Origin of the sequence: Burkholderia sp. 572, assembly GCF_040545135.1 — a bacterium.
In the GTDB taxonomy this organism is placed as follows: domain Bacteria; phylum Pseudomonadota; class Gammaproteobacteria; order Burkholderiales; family Burkholderiaceae; genus Burkholderia; species Burkholderia cepacia.
Genome location: NZ_JBEPLH010000028.1, coordinates 26393 through 42171, shown reverse-complemented (window position 1 = coordinate 42171; position 15779 = coordinate 26393). Strand labels below are relative to the sequence as shown.

Sequence of the window (15779 nt, the reverse complement as noted above, 5' to 3'; positions counted from 1 at the left end):
GCGCTGCCCGCGCCGGCTGGTTGACGCCGTTGGTTGACGCCGTTGGGTGACGCCGTTGGGTGACGCGGTTGGTTGATGCGACGGGTTGACACGACCGGTTGACGCAGCCGGCCGATGCGCCGCCGCACGGCGGCCGCCCGTGCGCGTCTGAAACGGAGCGCACGCACCGCCTTTGCGCGGACGCGATCCTGCATTACCATCGGGCCACCTTCGCGCTCGCGCTCGCCGCCGGCGCGCCCTGCCACGCTACCCTTCCTGCGCACCGATGCTCGTCCTCATCATCCTCGCCGGCCTGTGGGCCGGTCTCCAGAATGCCCTCGCGGGTGGCGGTTCATTCGTCACGCTACCGGCGCTGATCGTATCGGGGATGTCGCCGCTCGCGGCCAACATCACGTCGACGGTCGCGCTGTTTCCCGGCCAGGTCACGACCGGCTGGGCAAGCCGCAAGATGGTCCGCGGCGCAGGCACGCTGTCGTTTCGCGCGCTGTTCGTGATCAGCGTGATCGGCGGCGCGCTCGGCGGGCTGCTGCTGCTCAAAACGCCGTCGTCGATCTTCTCGCAGCTGGTGCCGTGGCTCGTGCTGTTCGCAACCGTCGTGTTCGCATGGGGCAGCTTCTTCCGCAAGCCGACCGAGGCCGCGCAGCATCTCGGCCCGATGGCGGCCGGGATCTCGCAGTTCCTGATCGCGATCTACGGCGGCTATTTCGGCGGCGGCATCGGCTTCCTGATGATGGCCGCGCTCACGATGGCCGGCCTGTCGCCGCGTCACGCGATGTCGACCAAGAACGCTCTCGCGGGCGTGATGAACGCGTCGGCGGTCCTGCTGTTCGTCACCTCGCCGCAATTGCACTGGGGCGCGGCGCTTGCGCTCGGCAGCGGCGCGATCGTCGGCGGCCTGCTCGGCGCATGGGCGCTGCACCGCGTGAACGAGCGCGTGCTGCGGATCGCGATCGTCTGTATCGGCGCGGCACTGACGGTCGGGCTGTTCGTCAGGCCGATCTGACGCGCGCGCCGCGAGCGTCGTCGCTATGCGCTCGCGTCGATGCGCGGGCGAACTCGCCAGCCGCCGCGCGATCGTGCCCGCCGTCGGTCAATGCTGCCGCCGATCTGCAATGCGTCGGCCGGTAGGCCGGGCGATGCCTGCCGCTCGCGCGCCGGGCCGCGGCCGATCAGCGTGACGCGGTCGCCGAGCCTGCGTACGCGGAACGTTCAACCGAACGGCCGCACGCCGATCAACGGGTCGTGCAGGAACAGCGCAAACACCGCCCACCCGACGACGCCGGCCGCGATCGCCGACACATCGCCCGACTGTAGTGGTCTAATGAATCCGGACACTGATTTAGGCGAGAATGGTCGCCATGAAGAGGTGTCTGATGAGCAAGCAACGACGTACGTTTTCCCCGGAGTTCAAACAGCAAGCCGCCTGTCTGGTGCTCGACCAGGGTTATAGCCATATGGAAGCAAGCCGCTCGGTCGGCGTCGGCGAGACGGTGCTGCGCCGCTGGGTGCAGCAACTTCAGATGGAACGCCAGGGCGTCACGCCGCAGGGCAAGGCAATCACGCCGGATCAACAGCGTATTCAGGAACTCGAGGCGCGTATCGAACGCCTCGAGCGTGAGAAGGCCATTTTAAAAAAGGCTACCGCGCTCTTGATGTCGGAAGGCATCGAACGTACGAAGTAATTGATCAGATTGGCGCAAGCGAATCGGTCGAGCTGATCTGCGCGGTATTCGACGTGTCGCGGTCCTGCCTGTATGCACACCGAGGGCGAGCCCGACGCGTTGATACCGAGCGCATGGTACTGCGTAGCCGGGTACACGAGCTGTTCATCGAGAGTCGAAGCTCTGCTGGCAGTCGCAGCATCATGGGCATGATGCGCGAGGAAGGTACGGCGATTGGACGCTTCAAGGTCAGCCGCTTGATGGAAGAACTCGGGTTGATCTGCAAGCAGCCGGGTCGCCATGCCTACAAGCAGGCCACGGTCGAGCGGATCGATATCCCGAACCATCTCAATCGCGAATTCGAGGTTGGTACGCCGAATCAGGTGTGGTGTGGTGTGGTGACATCACGTATGTCTGGGCGCAGGGACGTTGGCATTATCTGGCCGTAGTACTCGACCTGTTCACGCGTCGGGTTGTTGGCTGGGCGTTCTCGACACGCCCTGATGCCGATCTGGTCGTGCAGGCGTTGGAGATGGCCTATGAGCAACGTGGTCGACCGCAAGGCTTGCTGTTTCACTCGGATCAAGGCGGCCAAGGCGCATTCAACCGGTCGTCGCAACACTGCATTTTTGAACAGATTTTAGGTACTCGTCCAGTGCTTCCGCAGGCGTCTTCCAGCCGAGAGTTTTCCGGGGCCTGGTGTTCAGTGTATTGGCAACTGCGTGGATCTCTTGAGCACTCCATCGGGATAGGTCAGTGCCCTTCGGGAAGTATTGTCGTAGAAGGCCATTCGTGTTTTCGTTCGTGCCACGCTGCCATGGACTATGCGGGTCGGCGAAGAAGACTTTCACGCCGGACTCAATCGTGAAGCGGGCGTGATCGGACAACTCCTTACCGCGATCCCAGGTCAATGATCGCCACAGCTGGGCAGGCAGGTCCGCCACGGTCTTCTTGAGCGCGTTGGCCATCGTGACAGCTCCGTAGCCGGCCAGCGGAGGCCCATTTTTCGTGCGCGGAATCTGCCCATAGCCTTTTTCCCGAGGCAGGTGCACGAGCATCGTGAAACGGCTTGATCTTTCCACCAGCGTCCCAATGGCTGATCGGTTCAGGCCAATGAGCAGGTCGCCTTCCCAATGGCCCGGCACCGCACGATCCTCCGCCTCTGCAGGCCGGCTGGAAATCATCACATCCTCGCTGACATGCGCCCAAGCCTTCGCACGCGCTCTCGCTCGAGGAACGCGCAACGCGCGCCCGGTGCGCAGGCAGCCCACCAACTCACGCTTGAGTGCACCGCGCCCTTGAATATAGAGCGCTTGGTAAATCGCTTCGTGAGAGATGCGCATAGATTCATCGTCCGGGAAATCTACCTGCAATCGATTGGCAATTTGCTCGGGTGACCAGCCGTTGACCCACATTCGGTCACCGCGATGCGGTTTATTTCGTCCCTTGAACGGTGCCTGCCTCGGCCCGGAAATTTCACGTCCATCAGCGCCATATACTTTACCCTCCAAGCGTTCCTGTACATATTGACGCAGCCGTGCATTAGTCGCCAGCTTCGATGGCTTTGGTCGTTTGGCGAATCGTTCCGCCTTCCACTGCGCGACCGAAGCACGATACTCGAGGTACCCGCCACGTGTCGCAGCATTGCGCGTGAGTTCTCGCGAAACGGTTGATGGACTGCGTCCGATACGGCGGGCAATTTCGCGCACTCCGAGGCCTTGGACAGAAAGCAATGCTATCTCTTCTCGTTCAGCGAACGACAAGTATCGACCCGCAATAGGTTTCGACATGAATAGTGGCATGCCGCCACGATAGCGGAACCAGCGCGAACCTACCGCTTGAGACACGCTGACCGCCTCCGCTGCTTTCTCACTTGTAATGCCAGTCGCGATCTGTTGCCAAAACCGACGCTCGATCTCATGTCCAAGTGATGGCGCGCCCGGAGAGTACATCGCCTCACGCCCAGTCAACCGATACACCTGCTTCGCACTGCGTCTCATGCAACACCTCCTCGATCAAAGGTGTTGCGACGACCGGTTGAATGCGCCCAATATGCAAGCCGGAAATTCCGTCAGCGCCTCTGGCGCTATCGGATACAGCAGAGCATGAGCCGTCGAGGAAATTGTTGGGATAACTCCCCGATGGAGAGGCTGTTCCGCAGCTTCAAGACCGAATGGCTACCGTCAGTGGGCTACATGTCGGCGCAGGAGGCACACCGGGACATCAGCCACTACCTGATGCACCGGTACAACTGGATACGGCCGCATCAGTTCAATGACGGACTGGCGCCGGCGGTTGCGGAAGAAAAACTTAACGCAGTGTCCGGGATTAGTTGACCACTACACACTACCTCGTCAATTCATCAATGTCCGGCGCAGAAATTTCCTTCCTGCTGGGTTTCGAAGATCCCAACTCCTTCGCGCGGGCATTTCAGGCATGGACCGGAAAAACCCCGCAAGCGGTGCGCTCGGCGCTCAGGCAAGACGGCCCCTGAATCCCTTCGCATGAGGTGCCTGGGTTCTGGCACTTGTCGCTGCTGGCGTCCACGTCGCTGTCACGGACTACCGAGCGGATGTCAGCGTTTCCCCTCTCGAATCAGCAGCTTAGCACCAGACTCGGCGGAATTTGCGAATCCCGAACGCCCCTCGTATATGACCGGCCCGTAACCGACCTCGCCGCCGAGCTTTTCAGAGACAGGAAGTGACGACAAAAGGGTGAACGCTTTCTAGAACGTGTGCCGAATGCCGACGGCAAAGGTGTTGCCGATGGGATGATCGCTCAGCTTGTCGATAGAGTAAATTGCGTAAATGTCCGTCCGCTTGGACAGCAGATGGTCGTAACCGAGTGCGGCAGTATTGCGAAGGCTGTTGGTCGTATGCGTAGGACCGGACCGTTGCGTACGCGCCCACTCAGCAAGCAGGAAATCGGCCGGTGTGAACGGGATCGAAAAACCCGCCTCGTACGTGTGGCTGCCTGTCGGCGTACTCACGTCACTTGTCATCGCCCACGCGCCATAAAGTGTCACGAGCTTGAAGTCATAGGCCGCGCCCGCGAGGTAGGCGTATTGTGCGCCCACTGGCCCCGCTGCGGTGTAGCGTACGCGCTGGCCGGACACCACTGCCGTGAGACCGTGACCTTGATAATTCAAATGCGCGCCGAGATTGCCGACGCCGGGCGACCCCGCAACGCCACCCAGGCCATAGATCACGGTTGCGCCGAAACCTTTGAAGTCCGGTGTTGTGTACTTGGCGGTGTTGTTCCACACCGTATCGCCAATGATCGTGCCACCATAGTTGGTCACGAACGTCTGGAGGACGAGAGGCGAAAAGACAGTCGACGAACTGAACGGGTTGATGAGGGATTCGGCCGTATAGGTCGGATTTCTTTGGCGCCCGAAGGTCAACTGACCGAAGTCGCCTTGAAAGCCCACGTACGCATTGCGTGAAAAGAACGGGTCTGTGGCATTGCGGCCCTGCGCGCCGTTTTGAGGCTGGAAGAAGCTCTCCAGAGCGAAGATGGCGCTGACACCGCCGCCCAGATCTTCCTTGCCGCGGATTCCCCAGAATGATGTGGTCAATCCGCCGCTGCCTATGAGTACCGTGGATTGAGGCGTATCGCTACGTTTGACACTGCCGACATAGGTGCCGACGATCCCATACAGCTGGACTTGCGAACCACTATCTGCGCGGGCGCCGACAGAGGTCAATGCGAGGCCGGCGCTGAGCATCGCTGCTACGCCAAGTGTGCCAGCGACTTTCCGCATCGAAGCGCGGGCCATGACCCGTTGTGCCTTTTTCATTTCCGTTGTCTCCATTCGTTTTGTTATATGCGATCTTTGCCGCACGACATCCGATAAGGACTACAAACAGAGTCGTGGAACGTTGTCGCTATCTGTGAACCTGTCGCGCTGAAATTATCGGTGTTTCGAACCAGGACGCTCCTTCCCCTTGACTCACATCAGGAGAAGGAGCGGCAAGGGATGCGAGCGGTTACGGGGAGATCTCTTCGAGAGCGCGATTGGTGGTCTCCACCATTCGCGAAGCTACAAAGAAACCCACAGCGCTGACCACCGCAAAAAGGATGAATACCGCCGCGATGCCCTTCCCTGTCAATACGACGCCCACGATCGCAGGCGCGGCAGCAGAAGCGGCCCGCAGCCAGGACGTCGCGAGGCCAGTACCAATCGCGCGCATCCGGGTCGGATAGATTTCAGGTGTGTACAGGTACAGCAGTACGGTTGTGGTTGCCATCACTGCGTATGCGGAAGATCCCAAGAACATCACTGACCAGGCACTACCTGCTCCATGAATACCCAGAGCGGCGAGCAGGATCCCGCTGATGATGAAGCAGGCCATTGCCCAGCGGCGGCGCCCGACACGATCGATCAGCAACGCGCAGGCAAGCACCCCGCACGTACTCAGGACGTTCGAGATGGACGCCATGTGAAGCGACTCTTGCAGCGGCAGATGGTAGACCGTCTTGTAGAGGCTGGGCAGCCAGTTGTTGATGCCGTTCGCGACAAAATATGAGGTCGCCCAAAGTAACCACACTACGATGGTGCGCCCGCGGTAGAACGGCGAAAAAAGTTCCTTCCACGATCCCGTCTGCTTCGACTGCAGGCCGTTCAGCAGGCCGACCACGCGCTCATCAACTTCGGCCTTCTGCGTTTTCGTATCAAGGTTTCGCTTGGGCGTGCTGGCCTCCAGTCGCTCGATGATTCCTTCCGCCTTATCGAAGCGCCCCTTTGAAATGAGCCAGCGCGGCGATTCCGGGAGTCGTGCGATCAGGAAGGCGACAATTATGCCCGGGATGCCCCCCACGAGGAACATGTACTCCCAACCGAAGCGGGGGACGATGAACGCCCCCAGTTGCGCGGCTGCGAGCAAACCCAGCGGGAAAATGAGTTCGTACAAAATAAAGAAACGTCCCCGGCCGTGCGCTTGCGACAGCTCGTTGATGTACGTGGCCGCGACGGGCACTTCTCCTCCCACGCCGATGCCTTGCAGAAAGCGCATTAGGAACAGCATATGGAAGCTGCCGGTGAATGCGCAGACGATGCTCATGGCCGACATCACGCCCACAGTCACCGTCGCACTCGGTACGCGACCGATGCGCTCAGCGAGCCAGCCGAACACCAACGCGCCTACGACCTGGCCGAGATAGCCGGCGGCGATCAGCACGCCGATCTGGCCGGCCGAGAGATGCCAGAGGCCAATCAATACGGGCAGTACGAAGGCAAGCGATAGGGCGTCGAATGCGTCAAAGAGGGTCGCGCTGCCCATGATGATACGGGCCTTGGTGTGCCACCGGCAGAACGGTACGTTCTCGATTCGGAACAGCAGGTTCGCCGCACGCAACTGCTCGCTCGTGGTGCGCGTTGCGCTCTCGGATTGACCAACACCGACGCTGTAGGCGGTCAAAGGGGTGTTCATGCTGTCTCCTGAAAAGCTGCATTTTATGGGCCCTCGGACTTCGTCTTTTTTAAGCACCGTCGCGCTTCTGTCTTGTAGTGTCGCGATGTTGGAGCTTGTTTGGTCGTTTCCCGATCCTGTTATGGGCGACGTGCGAAACGAGCGTTCGTGCGTCGCCGTGACGGCTTAACGCGGATAGCGAAGCGGGGGCAGCGCTTCGCTATCGTCATAACGGCTATGAATGCGCCGCTTCCGCGTCAGTCGACGAGGCCTGCCGAACGCAGTGCGTCGGCGATTTCAACGTCCGCGCCTTCCGCGAGCGGCAGCAGCGGCGAGCGCACCGTCGCGTGCTCGAGAATCCCGCGAGCCACGAGGCCGTGCTTGAGTGCCACGGTGCCTTCCATGTGCGAGCCACGGTGGTACACATTGCGCGTGACGGGCAGCAGACGATCGTGGATCGCGCGTGCGGCCGCGTAGTCTTTCGCCTTACCGGCCTTGATCAGCTCGATGAGCGGCTCGGGGGCCAGGCCGCCGTAGCCGACCAGTGCACCGTCAACGTCGAACATCGTGTGCAGCAGATACTCGTCGTGGCAGGTCAGGATTTGCAGTTCCGGACGCTCGCGACGGATGATGGGGATTTCAACATCCCAGCGACGCATGTTGCGCACGCCGTTTTTCATCGCGAACACGCCCGGCTGTGCGGCGATTTCGAGTTGCGTTTCGAGGTTGTACGTCGCCTTGGTGGCATCCGGGTACTGGAACAGGATCAGCGGCAGGCCGCTGCCTTCGTAGATGGCGCGGTAGCGGTCCTGCGGCGCACCCTTCTGGTAGCCGAAGCGCAACCAGCCGTGCGACGGATACACCAGACCAGCCGACGCGCCGGCCTCGACCGCGCGCTTCGCTTCGTCGACGGCGACTTGCGTACCTTCGAGCGTGATACCGGCGATGACCGGAATCTTGCCGTCGACGGACTTAACGAAGCTTTCGATGACCTGAGCCTGTTCTTTCTGCGTCATGAACGTGCCTTCGCCAGCGTGGCCGAGCACCGTCAGACCTTTCACGCCTTCAATGCTGCCGAGCCAGGAGCCCAGACGTTGAATTGCTGCATGGTCCACCGCGCCGTCGCGGGTGAAAGGGGTAACGGGTGCCGGGACCAGACCGCGCAGATCGATTGCTTTCATGACGTCTCCAAATGTGAGCTTTTCCGCTCCTCTTTCGTAGAGGAGAGCCCGCTGCTCGTTTCGCTTCAAGCTGGAACAACGGTGCATGCGTTGCAGTGTAGGGATGGACGCCTCATGCGAGAACTGCCTAGCAGCACATTTCAGATATACTGATTTGACATATCTGATTGGAGGCCGGAAAGTGGACTACGCGGCTTGGAAGCTTTTCATCGACGCGGCGGAACTCGGGAGCTTGAGCAAGGCGGCCGTTGCCTACGGAACCAGCCAGCCACATATCAGCCGCCAGATCGTTGAACTGGAGCAATACTGCGGCGGCCGCCTGTTCCAACGGACGGGGCGCGGCGTGGTATTGACCGATTTGGGGGCGCGGATTGCCCCGCGCGTCAGGACATGGCTGGCCAGCACGGAACAGTTATCCAACGACATTCGCAGTTCGGCCGGAGAGCCGATCGGCGTGGTCCGACTCGGAATCTTGCCCTCCACCGCTCATCCGCTGGTCAGCACGCTCTACCATCGCCTTCGAGAACGTTATCCCCTAGTGCAGTTACAGGTGCGCGAGGGTCAGGGGGCTTTGTTGGATACGTGGTTGGAAAACGGCAGTGTTGACCTCGCCATCCTCTTTCGAAATAGCCCGACGCCGAAAGACGGTGACGAGTATTTGGTTGAGGCGGCGACTTACCTGGTCGGCGCGGAAGGCGACCCTTTGACCAAGCACCCTACTATTGCTTTTTCAAAGCTCGACGGGATTCCGCTGGTCTTTTTCTGCCGCCCCAATAGCTGGCGCGACCGGCTCGAACAAATTGCCGGTGAACATCAGGTCTCCCTGAATTTTGCGGCAGAAGCCGACTCGTTGAGTCTGCAGGGCCACATCGTGGCCGATGGCGGCATCTATGGGTTGCTCGGACCTTACGCGATTGCCACTCTTGAAAAAGAATGCCGGTTGCAGGCGTCAATGGTGGTTGAGCCGTCCGTGCCGCGCTTCATTGCGCTGGCCATGTCGCCCCACGGCGAACTGACGCTGGCGTGCCGCACGGTGAAGCAGCTCACCAAGGAGATCGCGCGGTCGCGCGCCCTCTCCTCGGACCTGCGACTGGGCGTGTCCGCTGCCTTTCTGCGGTCCATCTGAAAGCTGTACGCGCGCAACAGTGTGCTTTTCGCAATGTAGTATTGTCAGAATAAGGGTAAATACCTAGCTTTAGGCGCATATACTTCGAGACTTCTAGCAGTACTTCAGTTGAACCGACGCCCAAAATTACGTATGTGATGAAACAGATTATCGTGACGGCTGGCCTCGCCCTGCTCGCCTCGGCTCCCCTTACGTCGTTCGCCCAGAGCGACATGCCGCTCTCGCGCGCACAAGTACGCGCCGAACTTGCGAACCTCGAACAAGCCGGCTACAACCCGCTTTCCGTTGATGTGGACTACCCGGCGGGGCTCCAAAAGGCTGAAGCGCGATTGCAGGCTGAGCAAACGTCATCGCAGCGTCAGGCCGCGATTCAATCCGGCGCACAGCAGCACTGATTTTTGCCGTTCTTTGGACGAAGAGCCGGCACGCCTCGTTTCGGCTGGCCGAATTCGGCCAGGGGCAGAATCATGATCTCTCGCACGGGGTGTCGGCCACAGATGCAGCGACGCTTCCCGGAGACGAACCGTCGTTCGAACGTCACGATGCCGGCGGCCGCGAGCGTCCCTTCCTGGCCGAACGCGGCCGGCCACCGCCCTACAACGCGCGACCGGCGCAGATCGACCCATCTCCGCCATAGGCAGCGTCAGTATCACAGTCTGCAGTTCGCTCCCCAAACAGCCACCCAACTCTCACGGACGCGTTTTCTCGAAGTCGGAAACAGCAATGAATGGGGCTGCGGCACGCCCTAATGGAGCCCTTGTCCTAGCGCAAGAGCTCAACAATCACGACATCAGTGTCGTCTCGCGCCCTCAATACGAGCCGCGCTTCATCTCGAACGGCAATGCCATCGCGTCGCGTCAGCCTGATCGGCCCTATGTCCAGTCGCCCATGATCCGCAACCAAATAAGCCGAACCGGGCATCGGCAAAACGTGCTGCATTGCCGCGCCTTCGCGCAGCGTCGCGATACGCACCCGCGCGTCGGCATGGAGGGGCAAAGCACCCGTGCGGACATCCTCCGGATCGCCGCTCGCCAGTGTGACGAATCGGCCCTCTCGACATCCTGGCGAACAGACCCGCGTCGAGCAGCGCGGCGTACCGGCCGGTGTGCGCGGACGGAGCCAGATCTGAAACTGCCGCGCGGGTATGTTTTCCTCGTTGCGCTCGGCATGATGGATCGCCGTGCCGGCACTCATCACGTGGACGCAGTTGGCAACCAGGCGCGCGCGATTGCCCGCATCGTCTTCGTGGGTGATGGCCCCCGAACGTACCCACGTGACGATCTCGACGTCGCGGTGAACACGAAGCCCGAGGCCCGCGTGCTGCGCGAATTCGATGTCGTTCCACATATGGAGCGGACCGAGCGGCGCATGGTCGGCGTGCCCGACGTCGCCCGCGCGGAAATGTTGGCGGACATCAACGCCGTCGCGCCGGATTGCGTCAAGCGAAGGAAAAGGCCGATGTTCAATCATGACGATGCTCGATTCGAGTGCGCCGGGCGTGGATCGCGATCGTCGAAGACCGCGTCCACCACACCCCGCGTGCTCAACCTGGCTCAGATCTGTTGCTGGCCGCCGTCGACGAACAATTCGATACCGTTCACGAAGCTCGCGTCGTCCGAGGCCAGGAACAGCGCCGCGCCGGCGATCTCTTCCGGTTCACCGAGGCGCCCCATCGGAATCAGGGAAGCCAGGTAATCGGCAAGCCCTTGCCGTTGCGTGGCGTCGTCACCGGCGAGGTCGAGCAGGCCCGGCGTGCGAGTCGCGCCCGGGCTGATCGTGTTCACGCGGACGCGGCGCTCCTTGAGGTCGAGAATCCAGCTGCGTGCAAAGGCACGCACCGCCGCTTTCGAAGCCGAATACACGCTGAACGCCGCGGTGCCTGCGCTACCTGCCGTCGAGCCGGTGAGAATCACCGATGCGCCCTCGGCAAGCAGCGGCAGCGCTTTTTGCACCGTGAACAGCACGCCCTTCACGTTGCGGTCGAAGGTGTCGTCGTAGTGCGCTTCGGTGATGTTGCCAAGCGGCAGCATCGAGCCGCCGCCGGCGTTCACGAACAGGACGTCGAGGCGCCCCTGTTCTTCCTTGATTTGCGCATACAGCGCGTCGAGTTCATCGAGCTGGGTGGAATCCGAACGGACGCCGGTCGCGTTGCCGCCGGCTTCGCGAATGCCTTTCACGGCGGCATCGAGTTCTACCTGTCGGCGGCCCGTGAGATAGACGTGCGCGCCTTCCGCCGCGAAACGTTGCGCGGTGGCGAGACCGATGCCGCTGGTTGCGCCGGTGACGAGTGCGATCTTGTTGTCGAGTTTGCGTGCCATGGTATTGCTCCTTTCGATGGTCGGTGGATGTTTGCGTCGCAGCGGCTTGCTGCGATGTGAGGAGAATATCGACGGCCTTATCTTTTCGAAATAGAATTGATCGCAATTTAACGTTGCATAAATGAAAAGATAAGGACATGGCTCAACTACCCGATTTCGAGGGGCTCGCGATGTTCGCGAAGGTGGCCGAGCACGGATCATTTGCAGCCGCAGCGCGCGCGACCGGCGTGTCGGTCGCCACGGTCTCGCGCGGCGTGGCCCGCCTGGAGGACCGGCTGGGTGCGCGGCTTTTCAATCGCACGTCGCGCCAGCTCTCGCTCACCGAGTTCGGCCGGACGATCAGCGAGAAAGCCGGCGAGATCTATCACCAGGCCGAGGAAGCGGAAAGCTCGGCGCGCGAAATGTCGGTGCAGCCACGCGGGCTGGTGCGGCTGGCCGTGCCGATGTCATATGGGCTGCGTTGGGTTGCGCCGCTGCTACCCGGCTTCTTTCGCGCGTATCCGGAGGTGTCAATCGACCTGCATCTATCGGATGCGTCGGTCGATCTGGTCGCCGATGGGTTCGACGCCGCCCTGCGTATCGCCGCGCTTCCGGATTCATCCCTGGTCGCGCGGCGGCTGTGCGCGGTGACGCAATTCGTGGTGGCGTCGCCAGAATATCTGAGACGTGAAGGACGACCCACGCATCCGCGCGAGCTGGTGGATCGCCCCTGTCTCTCATATGCGTACCGTGCGCGTAGCGCTGTATGGCGCTTCACGAACGACGCAGGCGAGGAGGAGCCGGTGATGCCGACGGGCCCGCTGCGCGTGACGAACTCCGATGCGCTGTTGCCCACGCTGCTCGATGGCCTTGCAATCGCCGAGCTGCCTGAATTCATCGCGGGCGAGTATTTGGCCGATGGCCGTCTTGAAGCGATCCTCACCGACTGGTCGCTGACGAAGGGTGGTCTTTACTTCGTTACGCCGTCGGCGCGCGCGCGGCCCGCGAAAGTCGCGGCGCTGTCGGATTACTTTGCCGAGCACCTTTCCGAGCCAACATGGCGGTGGCCGAAATGATCCATCGGCGCAGTTGATCAGCCGGCGTCCATCGTTGCATTCATGCAATGATGGATTTCAAACGATTCTATTTCGCAAATATTGTCCGATCCGTATTCTCCTTTCCACCGGCTGCACGACATCACGTCGCAAGCCACTGGACCAAGCAAAAGGAGAATCACGATGAATACGCAAGCCACACCGAACACGCCCGATACCGCGACGGTTACCTTCCTCGATGCGCTGAACAGTGCCACCGGCCCAGCAATCGAGACGCTCACGCCCGCCGAAGCGCGCGAAGTCTTGGCAGGCGCCCAGCGCAGCGTGCCGGTCGACGTCTCGGGCATTGACGTCACGCGCCGCACGGTCGAGCAGGACGGCCTGGTCGTGTCGCTTGTCGTCGTCAAGCCGCAGGATTCGCGCGGTGTGCTGCCCGTGTTCATGTTCTTCCACGGCGGTGGCTGGATTCTCGGCGACTACCCGACGCATGAGCGTCTCGTGCGGGATCTTGTTGTCCAGTCGGGCTCGGCGGCGGTGTTCGTCGAATACACGCCTTCGCCCGAAGCGCGCTATCCGGTCGCGATCAACGAAGCCTACGCCGCGACGAAGTGGGTTGCCGCACATGGCGCGGAGATCGGCGTCGATGGTGCGCGGCTGGCCGTCGTGGGCAACAGCGTGGGCGGCAACATGGCCGCGGTCGTCAGCCAGATGGCGAAGGACCGTCAAGGCCCGGCAATCCGCTTCCAGGGCCTCATGTGGCCGGTGGCCGACCACGCGTTCGACAATGCCTCGTACGACGCCTTTGCAAATGGCTACTTCCTGAGCCGCGACATGATGAAGTGGTTCTGGAATGCCTACACGATCGACGAAGGTGAGCGCAACGAACGCTACGCGTCGCCGCTGCGCGCGTCACTCGACGAATTGAAGGGCTTGCCGCCCGCGCTCATCCAGACGGCGCAGTTCGACGTGCTGCGCGACGAAGGCGAAGCATATGGATATCGGCTCGACCAGGCGGGCAACGACGTGACGACGATCCAGTACAAAGGCACGATCCACGACTTCGGCCTACTCAACGTGCTTGCTGCGGACGCACCGACGCGCGCAGCGATGCAGCAGATGGCGACTGCGTTGAAGACGCATCTGCAATGAATCGCATCCTTTAACGCCTTTATCGAGCCGATCATGAACGACGCTAAACAACTGCTTTCCGCTTATCTCGAATCGATTCGTGACCCACGTGCGGCCGCTGCACTGTTTGCCGACGATGGCGTGCTGGAGCTCCCTTATCTGAAGTCGCTTGGCATTGACGGGCGAGCACAGGGGCCAAAAGCGATCGAAGGCTTCATCGCCTCGCTGCTCGCGAAAGTACCGGATTTTTCGTTCAGAAATGTGCGGCTGCTGATCGAAACGCCTGAGCAGGTATTCGCCGAATATGAAGTCGAAGCGCTCGTGCCATCGACGGGGAAAATCTATCGACAGATGTACGCAGGGCGGCTGGTGGCGAACAACGGCAAAATCCTGCTCTTGCGCGAAGCACTGGATACAATGGCTGCGGCACGCGCATTCTCGACGGCGCAGGCCATTTGAAGAGATGACGATGAAAGGCCGCTTGATCAATCGAAGCGGCCTGCCGCTGTTTCATCCCGACTGGTCGCTTCTGGCCGGTTTCCGCCCAACACGGTCGGCTGTAGCCGACCCTGAAGCGACAGTCGCCGGTCCAGAGAGCGGTCATTCAACGTGCGCATCGATGAACGGGCGGATGCTTCGAACGCCTTCTTCGGCGAGGCAAGCCGATGTATCCCGGCGCATCGTCGCGCGCACAAATTTCGCCCGAGATCGAAATCCCGATGAGTCAGTTGGCGCTTAGCTACTACACCCCGGCTGTATCCGCATTCGACTCGCTATTGCTAACACCAATCTCCGTTCGTACCTTGTGCGGCGTTTTGCCAGTCCATGAGTGGAACGCGCGAGCAAAGGAATTGGAATCGTCGAATCCCAGTAGAAAGGAGATCTCGGCGCTAGACATCGTAGTGTTGCCAAGATAGTGATAGGCCAACGATTCACGCAAAGTGTCCAGCGTTTGCTGGAACGAGGTTCCCTCATCTTGAAGCCTGCGCTGCAACGTGCGGACGCTGACCGCAAGTTTTCGACTGATCACTTGCATGGACACCTCTCCTGCCGGGAGCGTCTCCAGCAGGGTACTGCGCACTCTTTCCGCCATACTGGCCGTCCTATCCAAATCCGCTAGTCTCTGACGTAGCGATGGCTCGAAGAACTGCCACATTTTGTGGTTTTCGGTCAGGAATGGCCGCTCGATATCCTCAGCAGCGAATACAACGGTGGCTAAGGGCGCATCTGTCACTGGCACGCCGAAATATGCTTGGTAGGCGGCCACGCTGTCATTCGATTCGCCCGTCGCCAACGGCCAACTCACTCGTAATGGGCGTACCGGACTTCGTGTCGCCAAGCGTGCTAGTTGCACGAAAAAGACCAGCTTGAAAGTGAGAAATACATCGGGTGGCGGCAGGGTGTGATCCAAGAAGTCGATGGAAACTGTGGTGTGCTCGATCGCTCGATCGATCCGAATGATCATGGGCGCTATCAGTCTGACGTACTTCGCGATTCGGTCGAGTGCTCCGCCCATATTTGAACTACATAGCGCGGCGAAAAGCTCGGGATCGAACCAGTCCGACGACATCACCTTTGCGATTTGCAGCGCTGCCGGTACGTCCGCGTTGATTGTCGCTGCCTCGGCCTCAATGGCCTTCCACAACATGAAGAAACTGGTCGGATCGAGGCGAACGTTCTGACGCGAAAACAGATCCCCCGGTAGCTGCGCACGGCGCAAAACCGGCGAAGCTGCAATGCCTGCATCCTGCATCAACAAGCGCCATCCGGGCCAAATGGCATAGTCCGTCGGATGGCCATGCCGACCGCTCGGGGGATAGTTACTTTTCGTATTCATCGCATGAGTCTATCCCGCAGATCGCGCCATCACAATAGCAAAACCCGCCACTTGGGACCGCGTAAATATTGGCGTGTTCGGCG

The 15779-nt window shown here is 60.9% G+C and carries 14 protein-coding genes and 3 pseudogenes; 9 read left to right on the top strand and 8 right to left on the bottom strand.

The window, feature by feature from the left end:
* The first annotated feature begins 265 nt into the window (after positions 1-265).
* Positions 266-1003, top strand: coding sequence for a sulfite exporter TauE/SafE family protein (locus ABIC51_RS35200; RefSeq protein WP_011548548.1), 738 nt, complete (start codon positions 266-268; stop codon positions 1001-1003).
* A gap of 206 nt (positions 1004-1209) precedes the next feature.
* Here the strand turns inward: ABIC51_RS35200 and ABIC51_RS35195 are convergent.
* Positions 1210-1308: pseudogene (locus tag ABIC51_RS35195) on the bottom strand (NnrU family protein); the annotation flags it as partial.
* Between the two features lie 65 nt (positions 1309-1373).
* Here ABIC51_RS35195 and ABIC51_RS35190 point away from each other — a divergent pair.
* A pseudogene (locus ABIC51_RS35190) lies at positions 1374-2256 on the top strand (IS3 family transposase); the annotation flags it as partial.
* A 7-nt stretch (positions 2257-2263) separates the two neighbouring features.
* Here the strand turns inward: ABIC51_RS35190 and ABIC51_RS35185 are convergent.
* The gene (locus ABIC51_RS35185; RefSeq protein WP_354006930.1) at positions 2264-3661 is read right to left on the bottom strand and encodes an IS30 family transposase; all 1398 of its coding nucleotides are present in this window, start codon (positions 3659-3661) and stop codon (positions 2264-2266) included.
* Positions 3662-3706: 45 nt separating this feature from the next.
* Between ABIC51_RS35185 and ABIC51_RS35180 the strand changes: the two are divergent.
* A pseudogene (locus ABIC51_RS35180) lies at positions 3707-3997 on the top strand (integrase core domain-containing protein); the annotation flags it as partial.
* On the top strand, positions 3994-4155 hold the full coding sequence (locus ABIC51_RS35175; RefSeq protein ID WP_200094992.1) for a helix-turn-helix domain-containing protein: 162 nt from the start codon (positions 3994-3996) through the stop codon (positions 4153-4155). The pseudogene ABIC51_RS35180 and the gene ABIC51_RS35175, both read left to right, overlap by 4 nt.
* Positions 4156-4386: 231 nt before the next feature.
* Here the strand turns inward: ABIC51_RS35175 and ABIC51_RS35170 are convergent, their stop codons facing one another.
* The 3 genes from ABIC51_RS35170 to ABIC51_RS35160 form a co-directional block, all read right to left on the bottom strand.
* A complete protein-coding gene (locus tag ABIC51_RS35170; protein WP_011548551.1) occupies positions 4387-5460 on the bottom strand; it encodes a porin in 1074 nt (357 codons plus the stop codon).
* A gap of 190 nt (positions 5461-5650) precedes the next feature.
* A complete protein-coding gene (locus ABIC51_RS35165; RefSeq protein WP_011548552.1) occupies positions 5651-7093 on the bottom strand; it encodes an MFS transporter in 1443 nt (480 codons plus the stop codon).
* Between the two features lie 236 nt (positions 7094-7329).
* The gene (locus ABIC51_RS35160) at positions 7330-8253 is read right to left on the bottom strand and encodes a dihydrodipicolinate synthase family protein (RefSeq protein ID WP_011548553.1); all 924 of its coding nucleotides are present in this window, start codon (positions 8251-8253) and stop codon (positions 7330-7332) included.
* 181 nt (positions 8254-8434) lie between these two features.
* On the opposite strand from ABIC51_RS35160, the gene ABIC51_RS35155 reads away from it, so the two are divergent.
* The gene (locus tag ABIC51_RS35155) at positions 8435-9379 is read left to right on the top strand and encodes a LysR family transcriptional regulator (protein ID WP_011548554.1); all 945 of its coding nucleotides are present in this window, start codon (positions 8435-8437) and stop codon (positions 9377-9379) included.
* Between the two features lie 137 nt (positions 9380-9516).
* A complete protein-coding gene (locus tag ABIC51_RS35150) occupies positions 9517-9774 on the top strand; it encodes a DUF4148 domain-containing protein (RefSeq protein WP_011548555.1) in 258 nt (85 codons plus the stop codon).
* A gap of 367 nt (positions 9775-10141) precedes the next feature.
* Here the strand turns inward: ABIC51_RS35150 and ABIC51_RS35145 are convergent, their stop codons facing one another.
* Both ABIC51_RS35145 and ABIC51_RS35140 read right to left on the bottom strand, forming a co-directional pair.
* Positions 10142-10849, bottom strand: a complete 708-nt coding sequence (locus ABIC51_RS35145; RefSeq protein ID WP_011548556.1) for a pirin family protein — start codon at positions 10847-10849, stop codon at positions 10142-10144.
* 83 nt (positions 10850-10932) lie between these two features.
* Positions 10933-11697, bottom strand: coding sequence for an SDR family NAD(P)-dependent oxidoreductase (locus ABIC51_RS35140; RefSeq protein WP_011548557.1), 765 nt, complete (start codon positions 11695-11697; stop codon positions 10933-10935).
* Between the two features lie 137 nt (positions 11698-11834).
* Here ABIC51_RS35140 and ABIC51_RS35135 point away from each other — a divergent pair, with 137 nt between their 5' ends.
* The 3 genes from ABIC51_RS35135 to ABIC51_RS35125 all read left to right on the top strand — a co-directional run bounded on the left by ABIC51_RS35135 (position 11835) and on the right by ABIC51_RS35125 (position 14318).
* Positions 11835-12752: a LysR family transcriptional regulator gene (locus tag ABIC51_RS35135; RefSeq protein ID WP_011548558.1), complete on the top strand. Its 918-nt coding sequence runs from the start codon at positions 11835-11837 to the stop codon at positions 12750-12752.
* Between the two features lie 162 nt (positions 12753-12914).
* Positions 12915-13880: an alpha/beta hydrolase gene (locus tag ABIC51_RS35130; RefSeq protein WP_011548559.1), complete on the top strand. Its 966-nt coding sequence runs from the start codon at positions 12915-12917 to the stop codon at positions 13878-13880.
* A gap of 33 nt (positions 13881-13913) precedes the next feature.
* The gene (locus ABIC51_RS35125; protein WP_011548560.1) at positions 13914-14318 is read left to right on the top strand and encodes a nuclear transport factor 2 family protein; all 405 of its coding nucleotides are present in this window, start codon (positions 13914-13916) and stop codon (positions 14316-14318) included.
* 283 nt (positions 14319-14601) lie between these two features.
* Here ABIC51_RS35125 and ABIC51_RS35120 read toward each other — a convergent pair whose 3' ends face one another.
* Positions 14602-15696 (bottom strand): AraC family transcriptional regulator, encoded by a 1095-nt coding sequence (locus tag ABIC51_RS35120; RefSeq protein ID WP_011548561.1) that lies wholly within the window; start codon positions 15694-15696, stop codon positions 14602-14604.
* Positions 15697-15779: the final 83 nt, after the last annotated feature.